The organism is Achromobacter piechaudii NBRC 102461, from assembly GCF_001571245.1.
Classification (GTDB): Bacteria; Pseudomonadota; Gammaproteobacteria; order Burkholderiales; family Burkholderiaceae_B; genus Achromobacter; species Achromobacter piechaudii.
This window is the reverse complement of sequence record NZ_BCTK01000005.1, coordinates 912,320-930,569: the sequence shown is the minus strand read 5'-3', so window position 1 is coordinate 930,569 and position 18,250 is coordinate 912,320. Positions and strand designations below refer to the sequence as shown.

Below are 18,250 nucleotides of genomic sequence, written 5' to 3'. Positions count from 1 at the left end.
GGCCATCGTCCGAAGCTCGTTCCGTTATTTCTTTTGCGGCAGGTAGATCTGGTCGAAGGTGCCGCCATCACTGAAGTGATCTTTCTGCGCCTTGCGCCAGCCACCGAAGATCTTGTCGTCGATGGTGACGAGCTTGACCTTGGGAAACTTGCTTTCGTATTTCGCCGCCACGGCTTTGTCGATAGGCCGGTAGTAGTTCTTGGCGATGATCTCCTGGGCGGCGGGCGTGTACAGGAATTCCAGATAGGCCTGCGCGGCGGCGCGCGTGCCCTTCTTGTCGACGATCTTGTCGACGATGGCTACCGGCGGCTCGGCCAGGATGGACAGCGACGGCACCACGATGTCGAACTTGTCCGGACCCAGCTCTTCCTGCGCCAGGAAGGCTTCGTTTTCCCAGGCCAGCAGCACGTCGCCCACGCCGCGTTCCACGAACGTGGTCGTGGCGCCGCGAGCGCCGGTGTCCAGCACCGGCACGTGCTTGAGCAGGTCGCCGACAAAGGCGCGCGCCTTGTCTTCGCTGCCGCCGTTCTTCTCCAGCGCATAGGCCCACGCGGCCAGGTAATTCCAACGCGCTCCGCCCGAGGTCTTGGGATTGGGGGTGATGACCTGCACGCCATCCTTGATGAGGTCGTCCCAGTCCTTGATGGCTTTGGGGTTGCCCTTGCGCACCAGGAACACGATGGTGGACGTATAGGGCGAGCTGTTCTGCGGCAGGCGCGATTGCCAGTTCTCGGGCACCAGGCCGCGATCGGCGATGGCGTCGATGTCGTAGGCCAGCGCCAGCGTCACCACGTCGGCTTCCAGCCCGTCGATGACCGAGCGCGCCTGGCGACCCGAACCGCCATGCGATTGGCGGATCGTCAGGTCCACATTCGCCGTGTCCTTGTACTGCTTGATGAATGCCTCGTCGATGGCGCGGTACAGCTCGCGCGTGGGGTCATAGGACACGTTCAACAACGTCTGCTTTTGCTGCGCCTGGGCCGGCATCGCGGCCGTCAGAGAAACCGCCACTGCCGCCAACGCGGCCAACCAACCCGCTTTCCCGAAAGACATCCCTTGCTCCCTGTGTTTGGCAATCTGGAAGCAAGTGTGCTGGCTGCGCATTCTGAACGGAACGAATCATTATTTGATTGCTCATCGCTCGCAGGCATATAGGACGGCCGTCCCAAGCCAAAAAAAATCGCCGCGTTCTCCTATGGAGAAGGCGGCGATTCGGGCGGTTGAAAACCGCCTGTGGAGCCGGGAGGCGACCCCCCGGAATCCGAATTTACTTATTCGGTTGCGGCGTGATGCGCAGGTACGGGCGCACAGCTTTGTAGCCCTTGGGGAATTTCTGCTTGATGACGGCCTCGTCCTGCAAGGACGGCACGATGATGACGTCGTCGCCGTCTTCCCAGTTGACCGGCGTGGCCACGCTGTGGCTATCGGTCAATTGCAGCGAATCGATGACGCGCAGGATTTCATTGAAGTTGCGGCCCGTGCTGGCGGGGTACGTGATGATCAGGCGCACCTTCTTGTTCGGGTCGACGATGAACACGGAACGCACCGTCAAGGTCGCGTTGGCGTTCGGGTGGATCATGTCGTACAGCTCGGAGACCTTGCGGTCCTTGTCGGCCAGGATCGGGAAGTTGACCTTGGTCGATTGCGTGTCGTTGATGTCTTCGATCCACTTCGAATGCGAATCGGCGCCGTCCACCGACAGGGCCAGCACCTTCACGTTGCGCTTGGCGAATTCGTCGGCGAGCTTGGCGGTGTAACCCAGCTCGGTCGTGCACACGGGCGTGAAATCGGCCGGATGCGAAAACAGCACCCCCCAGCTATTGCCCAGATATTCGTGGAAACGAATGGGACCGGCCGAGGAATCCTGTTCAAAATCAGGGGCGGTATCGCCCAGACGTAGATGACTCATGGTGTCTCCTTTATGCGGATTCAGTTGGGAGGGACCTGGCCACCCGCCTTGTTGGGCAGCGCAGAATGGCATTTCAATGCGGAATTTACCGCTTGCGAAACGATTCTTCCATCAAACCTTCGGTAGCGGAAATACGCAAGCCATATAACCTTATGCAATATCCGCGGCCGCGCCGCAAGCGTCCGCCACCACACCCGCGCGCACGGCGGCGGATAGCGCGAGCGCACGCGGAAGGATGTGCGCGGCGTAGAACAATCCGGTGGCGATTTTCGTTCTGTAGAACGGATCGGTCGAGCCGGCAGCAAGATGCTTACGGCACGCCAGCACGGCGCGCGCCATCTGCCAGCCGCCGTGCACCACGCCCGCCAGCATCAGATAAGGCACGCTGCTGGAAAAGACTGCGCGCACATTCGAGGCCGATTGTTCAAGAATGAAGCCGACGCCGGCCTCGTAGGCCTGAATGGCGCCGTCCAGGTTGTCGCGCAACAGGCGCAGCGCATCGCGTTCCGGGGCGGCGGCTCGCGTCGATTCCGCCTCGACCGCGCGCAGTGTTTCGCGCATGGCGGCGATGGCCGCGTAGGCGGTGGCGCCGCCGTCGCGTTGCGTCTTTCGGCCGACGAGATCATTGGCCTGGATAGCCGTGGTGCCTTCGTAGATCGGCAAGATGCGCGCGTCCCTGTAGAACTGCGCCGCTCCGGTTTCCTCGATGAAGCCCATGCCGCCATGCACCTGGATGCCCAGCGAGGCGACCTCGACGGCGGTCTCGGTCGAATAGCCTTTCACGATGGGCACCATGTATTCGTAGAACGCCCGATTGCGCGAACGCTGTTCGGGGTCGGGATGATGCGTGCCCTTGTCATGCGCGGCGGCCGTCACATAGGACACGGCACGGGCAGCCTCGGTCAGCGCCTTCATGGTCAGCAACATGCGCTGCACGTCGGGATGCCGCACGATGGCCACCGGACCCGGCGAGCCCTCCACCGCGCGGCCCTGCACGCGCTCACGTGCATAGGCAAGTGCATGCTGATACGCGCGTTCGGACACGCCGATGCCCTGCTGGCCCACCGAATAGCGGGCCGCGTTCATCATGATGAACATGTATTCCAGGCCGCGATTCAATTCGCCCACCTGGTAGCCCACCGCGCCCTCGCCCACTTCGCCCTGGCCCGTGCCATACAGCAGCACAGCGGTCGGACTGCCATGGATGCCAAGCTTGTGCTCCAGCGACGCGCACCAGACGTCGTTGCGCTTGCCCACCGCGCCATTGGCGTCGACCAGGAACTTGGGCACGATGAAAAGCGAGATGCCTTTCACGCCAGCAGGCGCATCCGGCGTGCGGGCCAGCACCAGGTGGATGATGTTTTCGGCCAGGTCGTGCTCGCCGAAAGTAATGAAGATCTTTTGGCCGAACAGACGAAACGTGCCGTCGTCCTGGCGCACCGCGCGCGTGGCGACCTGCGCCAGGTCCGAGCCCGCCTGCGGTTCGGTCAGGTTCATGGTGCCCGTCCACTTTCCCGCGATCAGGTTGGGCACGTATTCCTTGCGCTGCGCCTCCGAGCCCACGGTCAGCAGCGCTTCGATGACGCCGTCGGTCAGCATCGGGCACAAGGAAAACGCCAGGCTGGCGGCCTGGATGTTCTCGCTGGGCGCGGCGGCGACCAGCTTGGGCAGGCCTTGGCCACCCCACTCCTGCGGATGCTGAAGGCCCTGCCAGCCGCCAGCCGCGTAGTCCTTGAAGCCCTGGGCATAGCCCGGGGTGGTGGTGACCTGCCCGTCCTTCCAGACCGGAGGCTGCGTATCGCCGGGCACGTTCAACGGAGCCACCGCCTGCTCCACGAAGCGGCCGTTCTCTTGCAGGATGGCGTCGACCAGATCCGGCGTGACGTCTCCGAAGCCGGGCAAGGCAAGAATTTCGTTCAGGCCGGCCAGTTCATTCAGCGTGAAGCGGAAATCCTGTAGGGGGCTTACGTAGGGCATGATGTCTCCGTGTGCAAAACGACAGCGAGGCGCCTGGCGCCTCGCTTCTGCGTCTTTCAGATACGCGTCTTAACTCAGATGGTACGCCAACGACACGATGATCGGTCCCAGCACGGGCAGCAGCACGTTGGCGATCGCATAGGTCACGGTGTAGCCCAGCAGCGGCACCGAGCTGCCGCTGGAATTCAGGATGGCGCTGATGGCGGGCGTGCTGACGTGCTGCCCCGCGATGGCGCCCACCAGAAGCGGCCCTTCGATCTTCAGTATCTTGTGGCCCACCCATAGCGACAGGCAGGCGGGCCCCAACGACACCAGCAAGCCGATCAACGGCAGCACCGCGCCATGTTCACGAATCAGCGATACGGCCTCCGGCCCCGCCGACAGCCCCACGCAGGCCACGAACACGGCCAGCCCCAGGTCTTTGAGCAGTTGCACGGCATGATCGGGCATATGCCCCAACGAGGGCCGCTTCGCATTGATCCAGCCGCACACCAGGCCGCTGACCAGCGCCCCGCCGCCGCTACCCAGCGATACCGGAATGCCCCACAGGCGCGCGCTGAGGCTGCCGATCATCAGGCCAGCCAGGATGCCGAAGGCCAGGAACACCAGATCGGTGACGCCGCTGCGACGCAACTCGTTGCCCAGCGCCGCGCCGGCTTCCGACAGTTCGGGTTCGGTGCCCACCAGTGTCACCAGGTCGCCGTACTGCACGACGGTCGCCGGCGTCAACGGCAGCACATGCCCCGACCTGGTGATGGATTGCACGAAGACTCCCCGCGCGCGCTTCGCGTTGGGTCGTTGAGCCAATTCGCCCACGGTGTGCCCATTGACCGTCTTCTGGTTGACGATGACGGCAAGCTCGCTCAGTTGCAGGTCGTCGGCATGCGCCTCGGGCAACTGGATTTCCGGGCCGACCACCGTACCCGCGCGCAGCGCGAAACGGCGCAAGCCCAGCACCACCACGACATCGCCGGTGGCCAGCGTATCGCCGGGCGTAGCGCTCACCGCTACGCCATCGCGCAGGATACGGCTGATCACGGTGCGGCCGCCCAGCTGCGCTTCGACATCGCCGACCTTCATGCCGTCGGCGTCCTTGACGACGTGGGCGCGTCCGACAAGTCGGGGCAACGACGGCAGATTGACCTCATCGTCGTCCCCGGAAGCCACGCCCAGCTTGGCTTCCAAGGCCTTGGAGGCCTCGCGCAGGTTGATGCGCAGCAGTGCGGGCGCGATCTGGCTGGTGAAGAAGACGATGCTGATCAAGCCCACCAGATAGGTCAGCGTGTAGGCCGTCGCGATGTTGGCCTCCATGCGCTGCACCTCGGCATCCGCCAGGCCCAGGTGCTTGAGCGCCTCGGCAGCGGTGCCCACCACGGCCGACTCCGTCGCCGCCCCCGCCGCCAGCCCCGCTGCCGTACCGGCATCCAGGCCAAACAGCGGCACGGCCGACAACACGATGGTCAGCACAAGCAATGCTTCGATGATCGGCAGCGCGATGTAGCGCAGGCTGGATCGGTTCAGATTGGCGAAGAACTGCGGGCCGCCCGAGTAGCCCATGGCAAAGATGAACAGCGCGAAAGCGACCTCTTTCAGATCGCCGCGCATCTGGCAACCCGTCTGGCCGATCAAGAGGGCGACGATCAGCGTTCCGCACACGCCGCCCAGTTGAATCGGACCGACCTTCAACTTGCCGATCAGATATCCCAAGCCCACCGTGACAAACAAGACTGCGATGGGGACGCTATTGAAAAATCCGATCGAGCAAGTCATGGGTCGGGTCGCCTTTGGTGGGCTGCTAGCGAGCAGTCGCCTTCTTGGCGGATCTGGCGGCGGTGTCTGCTTGCTTGACTGCCTTCTTCACCGCCTTCTTCGCCGCCTTCTTCACCGCCGTCTTGGCGACCGCCTTCTTCGCCGCCTTGCCCGCGCGCTTGGCTCCGCTCGCCTTCACGGTCTGGCCCTTGCCCGCCATCGGGCCCGAACGCACCAGTTCGGACGCCTTCCATGCCTCGACGTATTCGGACCCGCACTCGATCATGTATTTGCCGATCTTGGCGTAGTCGCCATCGTCAAGATTGGCCAGCGAGATGCGGATCGACCACGGCGGCCCGCCAAAGCCGCCACCGTCCATCAGCACCACGCCCGTCTTCTCGGCCAGGCGGAACAGGAAGTCCACCGGCTCGTAGTTCGACGTCATGTACTTGCAGAAGGCGTCGCCATACATGATCTTGGCCCAGACCATGAAGTCCAGTTCCACGTAATACCAGGCGCGCATGGGGTCTTCCGGCGGCACCGGTATGCCCAGCCCGCTCCACAACGCGTCGCGGCGATCGCGCACGATCTGCATGGTCAGGTGCTTGTAGCTATCCTTCAGATCCAGCAGGTGGGACAACGCGAACAGGCCCATCTGCACCTGCTGCGGCAAGGACAGGCCAGCGGTGTGGTTCAGCGCCACATTGCGGCTGTCAGCCACCATACGGTCGACGAACTTGAGCTTTTCGGGTTCCATCGTCATGGCGCCGTACCGCTTGTTCAGGCGCTGCTTCCACGCTGCCGGAAGCTCGGCAATGCGTCGGTCCATGACGTTTTTCTCGTGCGTGGCGATTACGCCCAGACGCCATCCCGTGCAGCCGAAATTCTTGGAGAAGGAGTAGACGCAAATGGTGTTGTGCGGCACTTCGGCCATCAGCGAGCGGAAGTTCGGCACGAAGGTGCCATACACATCGTCCGTGACCAGCACCAGATTGGGATTCTTGCGGATCAGGCGCACGATCTGCTTCATCTCGACCGGGCTGAACGCCACCGACGGCGGGTTGCTCGGGTTGACCGTCACGGCAAGCTTGATCTTCGGATTTTCCAGCTTGGCGATTTCAGAGGCGGGATAGTGCCAGTCATGCGTGCCATCGGCGCGCATGCTGTTGGCGTTGATGGCGACGATCTTGAACTGAAAGCGCTCAAGATGCGCGATTTCGATGTAAGGCGTGAAGGTCGGCAGGAACAGCGCAATGGTGTCGCCCTGTTTCAACAAGCCGTTCTGCATCAGCGAATCAAAGATGTAGCACATGGCGGCGGTGCCGCCTTCGACCGGGAACAAGTCGAACTTGCCCTTGGGCGGCTGGCCGTCGCACATTTCCTTGATCAGGTAGTCATGCACGATCTGCTCGATGTGCACGAGCGCGCGCGGCGGCACGGGATAGTTGTCCCCGATGATGCTGTCGGTCAGTTCGTGGATCCACTCGTCCGGATCGAAGCTCTTGATCTTGACGCCGTATTCCAGCACGCCCAACAGGAAATCGTAGCCGTCCTCACCCTTGTGCTTGGACAGGAATTTCTTCAACCGGTCAGCGCAGCCCTTCTTGGGCGGCATGCCCGCCAGAATGCCTTCATCGCGCACGCGGCGCGCTTCCTTCATGGCGAACTGGCCCAACAGGAAGAAGGCGTCGCGCGGTTCGGTGGCGATCCAGTTCGGATTGCCCCGGCCTGCATTCAACATGGTCAGGGCGGCCGTCTGCTGGTTTTCCTTGGCCAGCGTAATCAGATAGTCCTTCAGTTCGAAAGGCGAGAGCTGTTCCAGGTCGCGTTGGCGCGAACGGGTGGTTTTCAAGGCCGAGGCCAGACTGACAGTGAGAGGCGCGGTAGAAGCCATTATTCAGTACTCCTGGTTTGCGAATTGACAAGCGCTGGCCGGGGCGGCTCGTTCGGGACACGCCCGCCGACCCGATATGCAGCCCGCAAGCGCGAAGCTTGCGGGCGTCCCACTAGGTCATGAGCATGACAATGACAATCCCCCAGATAATGAGCAGGGTATTGCCGATCGCATAGGGCACCGTGTAGCCCAGTGCGGGCACCTGGCTCTTGGCCGTCTCGGTGATCTGGCCGATCGCAGCCGTCGTGGTCCGGGCGCCAGCGCAGACGCCCAGCGCGATGGCCGGATGGAACTTGAAAACATATCGGGCGATAAGCACGCCCAATATCATTGGCACGCTGGTGGCGATGATGCCGGCCACGAAAAGCTTGGCGCCCAATTGCTGGAAGCCTGCCACGAAACCCGGCCCCGACGAGATGCCGACCACCGCCACGAAGGCGGTCAGCCCCACGGATGTGAGAAACCAGTGCACGGGCTCTGGCACGCGGCCGAAAGTGGGATGCACCGATCGCAGGTAGCCGAAGACCAGGCCTGAAATCAGCGCGCCGCCCGAGGTCGACAAGGTGATGGGTATGCCGCTGACCGTCAGCACCAGAGAGCCAAACAAGCCGCCCAGCAAGATGCCGAAGCCCACGAACACCATGTCGGTCTGCTCCGTGGCGCGATCCACATAACCCAGCTTGCCCACGGCGCGCTCGACATCCCGCTTGGCGCCCAATACGACCAGCCGGTCGCCCCGGTCCAGTTTGAGGCCCCAGTTGACCGGCATTTCGTGGCCGCCACGTATGACTTTGCGCAGGAACACGCCACGGCCAAGTTGACGGACGGTTTCGTTTTCCGCCAGTTCTTTGACCGTCTTGCCGGCCACGTTCTTATTGGTCAGCACCACCTCGACGATCTCGGCGGGCAAGTTGATCACTTCCCTGTCCTCGACTTCGCCACCGATGATGCCGCCCGCCTGCAGGACCAGCGCGTCATGGCGCCCCGTGACGCCCAGCACATCGCCCGCTTGCAGCACCGTCGTGGAGTCGGCGTCGATGACCTGATCGCCACGGCGGATGCGCTCGACGAACACGCGCGCCTCGACAAAGCGCGCTTCAAGGTCGCCCACCGTCTTGCCGACCAAGTCGACGTGATCCAGCCGATAGGCGCGCGCCGTGAATTTCCGGTAACCGGACAGTTCCATGGAATCGCCGCTGCCGGACATCTTGGCTTCGTATTCCTTGCACTCTTTGACGATGTCCACGCGCATCAGCTTGGGCCCAAGCGAAGCCAGCAGCCAAGCGCTGCCAACCGTGCCGAAGATGTAGCAGACGGCATAGGCGACCGGGATATTGTCGATCCACTGTTTCTTCGTCGCAGCGTCAACGCCAAGCCCGTTAATGGTGTCCGTCGCTACCCCCATCACTGCCGAAATGGTTTGCGCGCCCGACAACAGTCCGGCACCCGTGCCCGCGTCGAATCCAAACCCGACAGCGGTGCCCCAGGTGACCAGCAGGCAGATAACGCATATGACAACCGCGAAAATGACCTGGGGAAGGCCATCGCTTTTCATGCCGCGGAAAAATTGTGGTCCGACGCCGTAGCCAAGACCAAATAAAAAAAGCAGGAAGAACACCTGCTTGAGGATTGGAGCGATGGTGAGGTTGAGCTGGCCGACCAGCACACCTACCAGCAACGTCCCTGTGACTGCGCCGAGATTGAAACCGAAGATTTTTTTGGCTCCGATCCAATATCCCAACCCGAGGGTAAGAAAGACCGCCAACTCTGGATACTTCCGCAATGTGTCAAAGAACCATTCCATCCCGAATCTCCTTCGTTCTGTACAGGTCGAGCACGTGCGCGAAAAATCCTGCTGCGCGCGAAATACATTATCAGAATCTTTCGAATTCCCAAAGAAATACTACGGAAATCTCAAACTATCTCAATTCATCGCTCATCAAAAAAAACCCCGCGGACTATGCGTCCGCGGGGCTTTCGTATTTATCTGGCTGCGATGTTTCTTACAGCGCGCCGGTCAGTTCAGGCACGACCTGGAACAGGTCGCCGACCAAACCATAATCGGCCACACCGAAGATCGGGGCTTCGGGATCTTTGTTGATGGCAACAATGACCTTCGAATCCTTCATGCCGGCCAAGTGCTGGATGGCGCCGGAAATACCGACGGCCACATACAGCTGCGGCGCAACAATCTTTCCGGTTTGACCAACCTGCCAGTCGTTCGGCGCGTAGCCGGCATCGACCGCGGCACGGGAAGCGCCCAGTGCGGCACCCAGCTTGTCAGCCAGCGGATCCAGGATCTTGAAGTTTTCCGCGCTGCCCAAGCCACGGCCACCCGACACCACGACGCGAGCGCCGGCCAGTTCGGGGCGATCGCTCTTGGCGACTTCACGGCCGACGAACGAGGACAAGCCCGAGTCCGCCACGGCAGCCACGTCTTCCACGGCAGCCGAGCCACCTTGCGCGGCGACGGCGTCAAAGCCCGTCGTACGCACGGTGATGACCTTCACGGCGTCGGCCGATTGCACGGTGGCGATGGCGTTGCCGGCGTAGATGGGGCGCTGGAACGTGTCGGCGGATTCCACGCCGATGATGTCCGAGATCTGCGCCACGTCGAGCTTGGCGGCCACGCGCGGGGCCACGTTCTTGCCCGAGGCGGTAGCCGGGAACAGGATGTGGCTGTAGTTGGAGGCAACGGCCAGCACTTGGGCTGCGACGTTTTCGGCCAAGCCATCAGCCAGTTGCGGCGCGTCGGCCAGCAGGACCTTGGCGACGCCTGCGGCAGCGGCGGCCTGGTCGGCCACGGCGCGCGCATTGGCGCCGGCGACCAGCACGTGCACATCGCCTCCGATCTTGGCGGCGGCGGCGACGGCGTTCAGGGTTGCGCCCTTGAGCTGGGCGTTATCGTGTTCGGCAATAACCAGCGTCGTCATGTTCAGACCACCTTCGCTTCGTTCTTGAGTTTGTCCACCAGAGCTGCAACGTCGGCCACCTTGATGCCGGCCTTGCGGGCGGGCGGCTCGCTGACCTTCAGCGTTTTCAGGCGCGGCGCGGGATCAACACCCAGTTCTTCGGGCGTGACGGTGTCCAACTGCTTCTTCTTGGCCTTCATGATGTTCGGCAGCGTGACATAACGCGGCTCGTTCAGGCGCAAGTCGGTGGTGACGATGGCCGGCAGCTTGAGCGTCAGCGTTTCCAGCCCGCCGTCCACTTCGCGCGTGACGGTGACCTTGCCGTCGGCAAGCTCAACCTTGCTGGCGAACGTGGCTTGCGGCCAGTCGAGCAGCGCGGCCAGCATCTGACCGGTTTGATTGGCGTCGTCGTCGATGGCTTGCTTGCCAAGGATCACCAGTTGCGGCTGTTCCTTATCGACCAGCGCCTTCAACAGCTTGGCCACGGCCAGCGGCTGCAACTCGGCATCGGTCTGAACCAGCACGCCGCGATCGGCGCCGATTGCCATGGCGGTGCGCAGCGTCTCCTGGCATTGCGCAACGCCGCAAGAAACCGCCACGACTTCAGCGACGGCACCCTTCTCTTTGAGTCGGGTCGCTTCTTCGACGGCGATTTCGTCAAAGGGGTTCATGGACATCTTCACATTGGCGATATCCACGCCAGTCTGATCCGACTTGACTCGCACCTTGACGTTGTAGTCAACGACGCGCTTGACAGGTACCAACACCTTCATCCCGCTGCCTCCAAATGGAAATAAATACCCGGCATGCGCCGGGATCGCATTGCACAATTTTTTCCTGATTCTACAGCTTCGCCAGCGCTCGTATATGCGCAACCACGCTGCGACCCAGCGCAGATAAGTTGTAACCACCTTCAAGCGTGCTGACGATCCGGCCTTGACTATGGCGTTCGGCCACCTCGACAAGCCGTTCTGTGATCCAGGCGTAGTCCGCTTCCACCAGGCCCATCTGGCCCATATCGTCTTCCCGGTGCGCGTCGAATCCGGCCGACACCAGGATCAGTTCCGGGCGGAATGCTTCTAGCCGGGGCAGCCACTGTTCCGTGACGATCGCCCTGACCGCGGGCCCCACCGTATATGCGGGCACCGGCACGTTCAGCATGTTGTCCGCAGGGTGTTCGACGCCGCTGTTGGGAAACAGCGGATGCTGGAAGAAGCTGCACATCAGCACGCGTTCGTCGCCAGCGAAGATGTCTTCGGTGCCATTGCCATGGTGGACGTCGAAGTCCACGATGGCCACGCGCGACAAGCCGTGGAAATCCAGCGCATGGCGCGCCGCGATGGCGACATTGTTCAGGAAACAAAAGCCCATGGCTTGCGAGCGGCAGGCGTGGTGGCCAGGCGGACGCACCGCGCAGAACGCCGTTCGGGCTTCGCCGCCAATCACCGCGTCCACCGCCGCCACCCCCGCGCCGGCCGCATAAAGGGCCGCTTCGTAGGTGTGCGGATTCATCAGCGTGTCGGGATCGATTGGGTAATACCCTTGGTCCGGCGTATGTTCGCGCAAACTGTCCAGATACTGGACGGTGTGCACCCGCAGGATGTCATTTCGGGACGCTTGCGGCGCTTGCCGGTCGTCCAGATAGGGCATCAGGCCGCTGGCCAGAAGCTGGTCGGAAATGGCATCCAGCCTCTGCGGGCTTTCAGGGTGCCAACTGCCCATTTCATGCAAGCGGCAGGCCGGGTGGGTAAGATACATGGTCTCCATAAGGAAGATTATGTTCATCTGTCGGCGATTACTGCAACTCGGAACGCTTTCCGCCCTGCTGGCGGGCTGTTCCACCACCGCTCCCTCTGCTCCGAATTCCCTTACTACCGCCTCCACGGCCGCCTCCGCCAACACCGCCATCCGCATTGGACCCACGACGCCGACACCGGGATCCGAACTGCCGGACGACGCACCTGCCACCCTGACCGCCACCGGCGCGTTACGCCCGGAAGTGCGCAGTTTCGTAGAAGACCTGGCGGCCGAACGCCAGTTGCCGCTGGACCCGATGGTCAAGGCGCTGGAAAGCTCGCGCTACAACGCCACCGTCTCGCGGCTGATCGCGCCCGCCGCGCCCGGCAAGAAAATCTGGCGCAGTTGGCTGACCTATCGGTCGCGCTTCGTCGAACCCAAGCGCATAGGCTGGGGCGTGGAGTTCTATAACGAAAACCGCGACCTGCTCAATCAGGCGGCCCAACGCTTTGGCGTCCCCGCGCCCATCATCGCGTCCATCATCGGCGTGGAAACGCTGTACGGCCGCAACATGGGCAACTTCCGGGTGCTGGATGCGCTGGCCACGCTCGCCTTTGACTATCCCGATCCCAACAAGCCCGAGCGCGCAGCGATGTTCCGGGGGCAACTGGCGGACTTCCTGACGCTGGTCATGAAAGACAAGCTGGAACTGGAGACGCGCGGCTCGTATGCGGGCGCTATCGGCATGCCGCAATTCATGCCGACCAGCATCATGCATTACGCGGTGGACGGCGACGACAACGGCCACATCGACCTGACCAACAATACCCAGGACGCCATCATGTCCGTGGGCAGCTTCCTGGCCCAGCACGGCTGGCAGCGCGGCTTGCCCGTGTTCGCGCCAGTGGTGCTGCCGGCGGACCCGACGGCATTGGTCGACGGCGGCCTTGAACCCAAGCAAACCTGGAGCACGCTGTCGGCGGCCGGCGCCCGACTGCAACCCGGGGCCAGCAGCGCAGGCTGGGGCAGCCAGCCCCTGGGCGTGGTGGACCTGGTCGAAGAAGCGCGCGGCACGGCGCAATACCGGGTTGGCACACCCAATTTCTTTGCGCTGACCAAATACAATCGCAGCTACTTCTACGCGACCTCGGTTGCCGATCTGGCTTACGAGATCGAAGCGCGCGTCACACGTTGAGCTTGTCCCGCGCCAAAGAAAAACGCCCCGTCGGAATTGAACGGGGCGTTTTCATTCAGGGCGCTGGCTGGCGACCCGTTACGCGGGTGGGCCTCAGTTGAAGACGCCCGTGGACAGGTAGCGGTCGCCACGATCGCAAACGATGAATACGATGGTCGCGTCATTGACCCGTTCGGCCACGCGCAGCGCGGCAACCAGCGCGCCGGCGGACGAGATGCCGCCAAAGATGCCTTCTTCGGCGGCCAGCCGGCGCGCCATGGCTTCAGCTTCCGTCTGCTGGATGGATTCGTAGGCGTCCACCCGGCTGCGGTCGAAGATCTTGGGCAGATAGGCTTCCGGCCACTTGCGGATGCCCGGGATCTGCGACCCTTCGGCAGGCTGCGCGCCGACGATCTGCACCGCGGGATTGCGCGATTTCAGGTAGGTCGATACGCCCATGATGGTGCCCGTCGTGCCCATGGCGCTGACGAAGTGCGTGATGCGCCCTTCGGTTTGCGTCCACAGCTCAGGCCCCGTGGTTTCAATGTGCGCACGCGGATTGTCGGGATTGGCGAATTGGTCCAGCACCACGCCCCTGCCGTCGGCCTGCATCTCGGTGGCCAGATCGCGCGCGTATTCCATGCCGCCCTTGTCGGCCGGCGTCAGGATCAGTTCCGCGCCATAGGCGGTCATGGCCGCGCGACGTTCCACAGAAAGGTTGTCCGGCATGATGAGGATCATGCGGTACCCCTTCATCGCCGCCGCCATGGCCAGCGCGATGCCGGTATTGCCGCTGGTGGCTTCGATAAGGGTGTCGCCCGGCTTGATGTCGCCACGCGCTTCGGCGTGGTGGATCATCGACAAAGCCGGCCGATCCTTGACGGAACCGGCTGGGTTATTGCCTTCCAGTTTGGCCAGGATGACGTTGCCACGCGCGGCGCCCGCGGCACCGGGAATGCGCTGCAATCGCACCAGCGGCGTATTGCCGACGGTCTGCTCGATAGTGGGGTAGGTAGTAGTCATGCAAAAGATAATAACTCTGCCTGGCGCCGGGCGCGGACAAAAGCCGCGCTCGCGCCAGGGGTTAGCTGCCGGCCCGGTGTATCAGGGCCGGGCAGCCGCTGGCGGCGCGCCGGGCTTGCCCTTGGCCGGCTTGGCAGTGGTTGCCGCGCCTGCAGCGCCTTGACCGGTGGCGGCCGGGGCATCGCCCTCGCCCACCTGCAAACCGGCCGCCTTCAGTGCCTGCGCCTTTTTCTCGCCGATGCCGCGCACGCGGTCGGCAAGGTCCTCGAAAGAGTCAAACCGACCTCCGCGCTCGCGTTCGTTGATGATGATCTCCGCCGTGCGGGGACCGATGCCGCGTATGGTTTCCAATTGCTGTGCGCTGGCCTGGTTGACGTCCACCGCGCGGGCGTCGTTCGACGCGAACCCCAGGGCGGCGGTCACCAGCATGACGCCCAGCGCCTGACGCCAAGGGCGGCGCACGCCGTGTGCGCCCGCTGGCGACTGCGCCGAACGGATCTTGCGCCAGGGCATGGGCGAGCCGCGGCGGGCAATGGTGGATACGAGAAAAGGATTCATGTAGGTCTCCGGGTGGGATGGGCGCGGCTGAATGCCGAACCACCCCCGGATCATGGACGCCAGCCCGCTCGCCAGGCCGCGCAGTGAATGGTTTGATCCACCTCGGAAACTACGCGGGCAAAAAAAAGACCACCCCCAAGGGTGGCCTAATTTTCAAGCGGCGATGCGGTTCAGCGGCGAGCGCGCCAATAGCGCACGTACTCGGCAACGCCAGTCTGCACATCTCGCATGGGCGCATCGAAACCCGCCGCGCGCAATTGCGAGACATCCGCCTGCGTGTAGCTTTGATAGCGGCCCTTCAGGTCGTCAGGGAACGGGATGTAGCGGATCAGGTCCAGCTCGACCAACTGCGCCAGCGTCAGCGCCGCCTCGCCACGTTCGGCGCGCAGCGTATTCACCACGGCGGCCGCCACGTCATTGAAGGGCTGCGCCCGGCCCGTGCCGCAGTTGAAGATGCCCGACCGTTCGGGATGTTCCAGGAAATGCAGGTTCACGGCCACCACGTCTTCAACGGAAATGAAGTCGCGGCTTTGGCCGCCGTCCACATAACCATCCCATCCGGCAAAGAGGCGCACATGGCCGTGTTCGAGGAACTGGTTCATGTTGTGGAACGCCACCGAGGCCATGCGGCCCTTGTGCTGTTCATGCGGTCCATAGACGTTGAAGTAGCGCAGGCCCACAACTTGCGCCGTGAGCGTATCCATGCGCTTGCGCAGCACCTGGTCAAACAGCAGCTTGGAATAGCCGTAGACGTTGAGCGGGCCTTCGTTGGCCGGATCCTCGACGTAGACCGACGAGCCGCCGTAAACAGCGGCCGACGAGGCATACAGGAACGGAATGCGCCGCGTCTGGCAGAACTCGAACAGTTCGAGCGTGACGCGATAGTTGTTGTCCATCATGTAGCGGCCGTTACGCTCGGTGGTGTCCGAGCACGCGCCTTGATGCAGCACCGCGCGCACGGCGGGCAGGCTGCCATCGGCCACACAACGACGGAAGTCGTCCTTGTCCATGTACTCGGCGATCTGGCAATCGACCAGATTGACGAACTTGTCGCCTTCGGTCAGATCATCCACCGCGATGATGTCATGGATGCCACGGCGGTTGAGCCCGCGCACCAGGTTGCTGCCTATGAAGCCTGCGGCTCCGGTTACGACGATCATGAAATTTCTCCTGCGAGTTCGGCGGCGGTGACGACAGAGGTGCCCAGCTTGCCCACGGCGATGCCGCCAGCCTTGTTGGCCCAGCCCATCGCCTCGGCCCACGGCAAGCCTATGGCCCGCGAAACCGCCAGCGTGGCCAATACCGTATCGCCCGCGCCGGACACGTCGAACACTTCGTGCGCCTGCGCGTCGATGTGGTCCCGCCCCGCATCGGTAAATAAGGTCATGCCTTGCTCGGAACGGGTCACCAGCAGGGCTTCAAGGTCCAGATCGGCGCGCAAGCGCTGCGCGCGTTCGGTCAGTTCGGCTTCGGAATTCCAGCGGCCCACCGCCTGCTGCATTTCGGCACGGTTGGGGGTGACGAGGGTTGCGCCCCGATAGCGCGAATAATCGTCGCCCTTGGGGTCCACCAGCACCGGTATGCCGGCATCGCGCGCCAAGGAGACCAGAGATTCAACGCGAGCCAGCACGCCCTTGGCATAGTCGGACAGCACCACCACGTCGTGGTTGGCCAGATGACGCGCGAGCGCGGCGTCCACGCTGTCCAGCGCGGCTTGCTCGGGATGCTGCTCGAAATCGACGCGCAGCAATTGCTGTTGGCGGCCCAGCACGCGCATTTTCAGCGTGGTGTGCAGCGATGGATCGGCGATGAGTTCGGTACGGATGCCGGCCTCGGCGGACAATTTGCGGATGCTGTCGCCGGCCTCGTCTTCTCCCAGCACGCCCACCAGCGTGACCTGTCCGCCCAGCGCCGCGACGTTGCGCGCCACGTTGGCGGCGCCGCCCAGACGGTCTTCGCGGCGGGCGACCCGCACCACGGGCACCGGCGCTTCCGGAGAAATACGTTCGACTTCACCGAACCAGTAGCGGTCCAGCATCACGTCGCCAACCACTAGGACACGGCTTTGCGAAATGGCTTCGGCGGGAAAAGGCTTCATTCAAGTTCTTCCAGGCGGCGCGGCGCGTAGGTCTCCCAGGCGTTGCAGCCGGGACATTGCCAGTAAAAGCGACGCGCTTGAAAACCGCAACTGCGGCACGCATAGCGGTCCAGGCGTTGCGTATGCTTGTGGATCAGGCTGCGCAGCAGCGTCAGGTCGGCGCCGGGCACGGGGCCGCTTTCAGCGCCGCTGTCCGGGTTGGCCAGTTCCGCTTCCAGCAGACGGTCCAGACCCAGCAAAGACGGATGGCTGCGCAAAGCGCCACGCGCGAACGTCCATGCCACTTCCGAACCCTGCTGGACGCGCAATTCGCGGAACACCACATTGAACAGGTCCAGCGAGGCGTGCCGTTGATACTGCTTGAGCAGGAAATCGAGTCCTGCTTCGACCTGATTGGCAGCGCGGTAATTGGCCAGAAGCTGCTCGGCCACCAGCCCGGCGAATTCCGGCGCATCGGTCATGACCGATTCCAGGTAGAGCCGTTCGCGCTTGGGGTCTTGTTCCATCGACGCCAGGCGGGCGCGCAATATGGCGGTACGCACCATCGCACCCTTGCCCGCTGCTGCGTCGGTCGTGGACAACGCGTGGTCGGCGGCATCCAGCGCCTTGTGAGCGGCGTCCACGTCGGCGGGCTTGGCCGCCAGCGCGGTCTGCGCCTGCTCGCAGTAGTAATGCACGATCTGCGGCACCGGCTCATCGACCAGGCCCTGCAAGGTCTTGACGGCTTCGATGGCGCGCGGCCAATCGTGTTCGGATTCGTAGATGCGGATCAGCGAGCGCAGCGCCGGCAAGGCGTAGCGCGTGTCCTTGAGCTGTTCAAAACCACTTTCGGCGCGGTCCAGCATGCCGGCCTTGAGGAAGTCCTGCGCCAGTTCGTGCTGCGCATGGTCGCGTTCGGCGTCGGGCAGATCCGAGCGACTGAGCAGGCTTTGATGCACGCGGATCGCGCGTTCCATTTCGCCGCGGCGACGGAACAGGCTGCCCAGTGCGAAGTGCAGCTCGGTCGTTTCAGGGTCCAGCTTGGCCACTTCGACAAAGGCGTCGATGGCGCGGTCCGGCTCTTCGTTGAGCAGGAAGTTCAGCCCCCGGAAGTACGAGTCGGGCAGGCTGCGCGTCTCCCGAAGCATCTGCCGAACGTCGAAGCGCGCGGCCAGCCAGCCCAGCGCGAACAACACCGGCACGAAAATCAACCACCAAGGTTCAAAATCCACGGTTCGGG

15 protein-coding genes are annotated in these 18,250 nt (G+C 63.2%); 1 reads left to right on the top strand and 14 read right to left on the bottom strand.

Features of this window, described 5'->3' with window-relative positions:
* Positions 1–24 precede the first annotated feature (24 nt).
* From API01S_RS10865 to API01S_RS10825, 9 genes are all read right to left on the bottom strand, one after another.
* Positions 25–1,053, bottom strand: coding sequence for a sulfate ABC transporter substrate-binding protein (locus API01S_RS10865; protein ID WP_061304458.1), 1,029 nt, complete (start codon positions 1,051–1,053; stop codon positions 25–27).
* A 214-nt stretch (positions 1,054–1,267) separates the two neighbouring features.
* Positions 1,268–1,909 carry a peroxiredoxin gene (locus tag API01S_RS10860; protein ID WP_006218225.1) on the bottom strand — a complete coding sequence of 214 codons (642 nt, stop codon included), beginning with the start codon at positions 1,907–1,909 and terminating at the stop codon, positions 1,268–1,270.
* A 150-nt stretch (positions 1,910–2,059) separates the two neighbouring features.
* Positions 2,060–3,886, bottom strand: coding sequence for an acyl-CoA dehydrogenase (locus API01S_RS10855; protein ID WP_006218224.1), 1,827 nt, complete (start codon positions 3,884–3,886; stop codon positions 2,060–2,062).
* A 69-nt stretch (positions 3,887–3,955) separates the two neighbouring features.
* Positions 3,956–5,656, bottom strand: coding sequence for an aspartate-alanine antiporter (aspT, locus tag API01S_RS10850; protein ID WP_061304455.1), 1,701 nt, complete (start codon positions 5,654–5,656; stop codon positions 3,956–3,958).
* 25 nt (positions 5,657–5,681) lie between these two features.
* A complete protein-coding gene (locus API01S_RS10845) occupies positions 5,682–7,529 on the bottom strand; it encodes a bifunctional aspartate transaminase/aspartate 4-decarboxylase (protein ID WP_061304453.1) in 1,848 nt (615 codons plus the stop codon).
* Positions 7,530–7,641: 112 nt separating this feature from the next.
* Positions 7,642–9,333 carry an aspartate-alanine antiporter gene (gene aspT, locus API01S_RS10840; protein WP_061304452.1) on the bottom strand — a complete coding sequence of 564 codons (1,692 nt, stop codon included), beginning with the start codon at positions 9,331–9,333 and terminating at the stop codon, positions 7,642–7,644.
* 199 nt (positions 9,334–9,532) lie between these two features.
* Positions 9,533–10,462: an electron transfer flavoprotein subunit alpha/FixB family protein gene (locus API01S_RS10835; RefSeq protein WP_006218220.1), complete on the bottom strand. Its 930-nt coding sequence runs from the start codon at positions 10,460–10,462 to the stop codon at positions 9,533–9,535.
* 2 nt (positions 10,463–10,464) lie between these two features.
* Positions 10,465–11,214 carry an electron transfer flavoprotein subunit beta/FixA family protein gene (locus tag API01S_RS10830; RefSeq protein WP_006218219.1) on the bottom strand — a complete coding sequence of 250 codons (750 nt, stop codon included), beginning with the start codon at positions 11,212–11,214 and terminating at the stop codon, positions 10,465–10,467.
* Positions 11,215–11,284: 70 nt separating this feature from the next.
* Positions 11,285–12,208, bottom strand: a complete 924-nt coding sequence (locus tag API01S_RS10825) for a histone deacetylase family protein (protein ID WP_081451514.1) — start codon at positions 12,206–12,208, stop codon at positions 11,285–11,287.
* A 10-nt stretch (positions 12,209–12,218) separates the two neighbouring features.
* On the opposite strand from API01S_RS10825, the gene mltB reads away from it, so the two are divergent.
* Complete coding sequence (gene mltB / locus API01S_RS10820) at positions 12,219–13,373, top strand: lytic murein transglycosylase B (RefSeq protein ID WP_050727777.1); 1,155 nt, start codon at positions 12,219–12,221, stop codon at positions 13,371–13,373.
* A gap of 93 nt (positions 13,374–13,466) precedes the next feature.
* On the opposite strand, the gene cysM is transcribed toward mltB, so the two are convergent.
* The 5 genes from cysM to lapB all read right to left on the bottom strand — a co-directional run bounded on the left by cysM (position 13,467) and on the right by lapB (position 18,242).
* The gene (gene cysM, locus API01S_RS10815; RefSeq protein WP_006218216.1) at positions 13,467–14,375 is read right to left on the bottom strand and encodes a cysteine synthase CysM; all 909 of its coding nucleotides are present in this window, start codon (positions 14,373–14,375) and stop codon (positions 13,467–13,469) included.
* Positions 14,376–14,456: 81 nt separating this feature from the next.
* Positions 14,457–14,933, bottom strand: a complete 477-nt coding sequence (locus tag API01S_RS10810) for a ComEA family DNA-binding protein (protein WP_254598564.1) — start codon at positions 14,931–14,933, stop codon at positions 14,457–14,459.
* Positions 14,934–15,103: 170 nt separating this feature from the next.
* The gene (gene rfaD, locus API01S_RS10805) at positions 15,104–16,093 is read right to left on the bottom strand and encodes an ADP-glyceromanno-heptose 6-epimerase (protein WP_061304450.1); all 990 of its coding nucleotides are present in this window, start codon (positions 16,091–16,093) and stop codon (positions 15,104–15,106) included.
* Positions 16,090–17,031, bottom strand: coding sequence for a D-glycero-beta-D-manno-heptose-7-phosphate kinase (rfaE1, locus tag API01S_RS10800; protein WP_006218213.1), 942 nt, complete (start codon positions 17,029–17,031; stop codon positions 16,090–16,092). Before rfaE1 ends, rfaD begins: the two co-directional genes overlap by 4 nt.
* The gene (gene lapB / locus API01S_RS10795; protein ID WP_006218212.1) at positions 17,028–18,242 is read right to left on the bottom strand and encodes a lipopolysaccharide assembly protein LapB; all 1,215 of its coding nucleotides are present in this window, start codon (positions 18,240–18,242) and stop codon (positions 17,028–17,030) included. Before lapB ends, rfaE1 begins: the two co-directional genes overlap by 4 nt.
* Positions 18,243–18,250 lie beyond the last annotated feature (8 nt).

What these genes read in the sequence shown, in the direction of transcription:
- API01S_RS10865 (WP_061304458.1), bottom strand. Translation starts at nt 1,053, where the DNA reads ATGTCTTTCGGGAAAGCGGGTTGGTTGGCCGCGTTGGCGGCAGTGGCG.
- API01S_RS10845 (WP_061304453.1), bottom strand. Translation starts at nt 7,529, where the DNA reads ATGGCTTCTACCGCGCCTCTCACTGTCAGTCTGGCCTCGGCCTTGAAA.
- aspT (WP_061304455.1), bottom strand. Translation starts at nt 5,656, where the DNA reads ATGACTTGCTCGATCGGATTTTTCAATAGCGTCCCCATCGCAGTCTTG.
- API01S_RS10860 (WP_006218225.1), bottom strand. Translation starts at nt 1,909, where the DNA reads ATGAGTCATCTACGTCTGGGCGATACCGCCCCTGATTTTGAACAGGAT.
- rfaD (WP_061304450.1), bottom strand. Translation starts at nt 16,093, where the DNA reads ATGATCGTCGTAACCGGAGCCGCAGGCTTCATAGGCAGCAACCTGGTG.
- API01S_RS10855 (WP_006218224.1), bottom strand. Translation starts at nt 3,886, where the DNA reads ATGCCCTACGTAAGCCCCCTACAGGATTTCCGCTTCACGCTGAATGAA.
- API01S_RS10825 (WP_081451514.1), bottom strand. Translation starts at nt 12,208, where the DNA reads ATGGAGACCATGTATCTTACCCACCCGGCCTGCCGCTTGCATGAAATG.
- API01S_RS10830 (WP_006218219.1), bottom strand. Translation starts at nt 11,214, where the DNA reads ATGAAGGTGTTGGTACCTGTCAAGCGCGTCGTTGACTACAACGTCAAG.
- aspT (WP_061304452.1), bottom strand. Translation starts at nt 9,333, where the DNA reads ATGGAATGGTTCTTTGACACATTGCGGAAGTATCCAGAGTTGGCGGTC.
- API01S_RS10835 (WP_006218220.1), bottom strand. Translation starts at nt 10,462, where the DNA reads ATGACGACGCTGGTTATTGCCGAACACGATAACGCCCAGCTCAAGGGC.
- rfaE1 (WP_006218213.1), bottom strand. Translation starts at nt 17,031, where the DNA reads ATGAAGCCTTTTCCCGCCGAAGCCATTTCGCAAAGCCGTGTCCTAGTG.
- mltB (WP_050727777.1), top strand. Translation starts at nt 12,219, where the DNA reads ATGTTCATCTGTCGGCGATTACTGCAACTCGGAACGCTTTCCGCCCTG.
- API01S_RS10810 (WP_254598564.1), bottom strand. Translation starts at nt 14,933, where the DNA reads ATGAATCCTTTTCTCGTATCCACCATTGCCCGCCGCGGCTCGCCCATG.
- cysM (WP_006218216.1), bottom strand. Translation starts at nt 14,375, where the DNA reads ATGACTACTACCTACCCCACTATCGAGCAGACCGTCGGCAATACGCCG.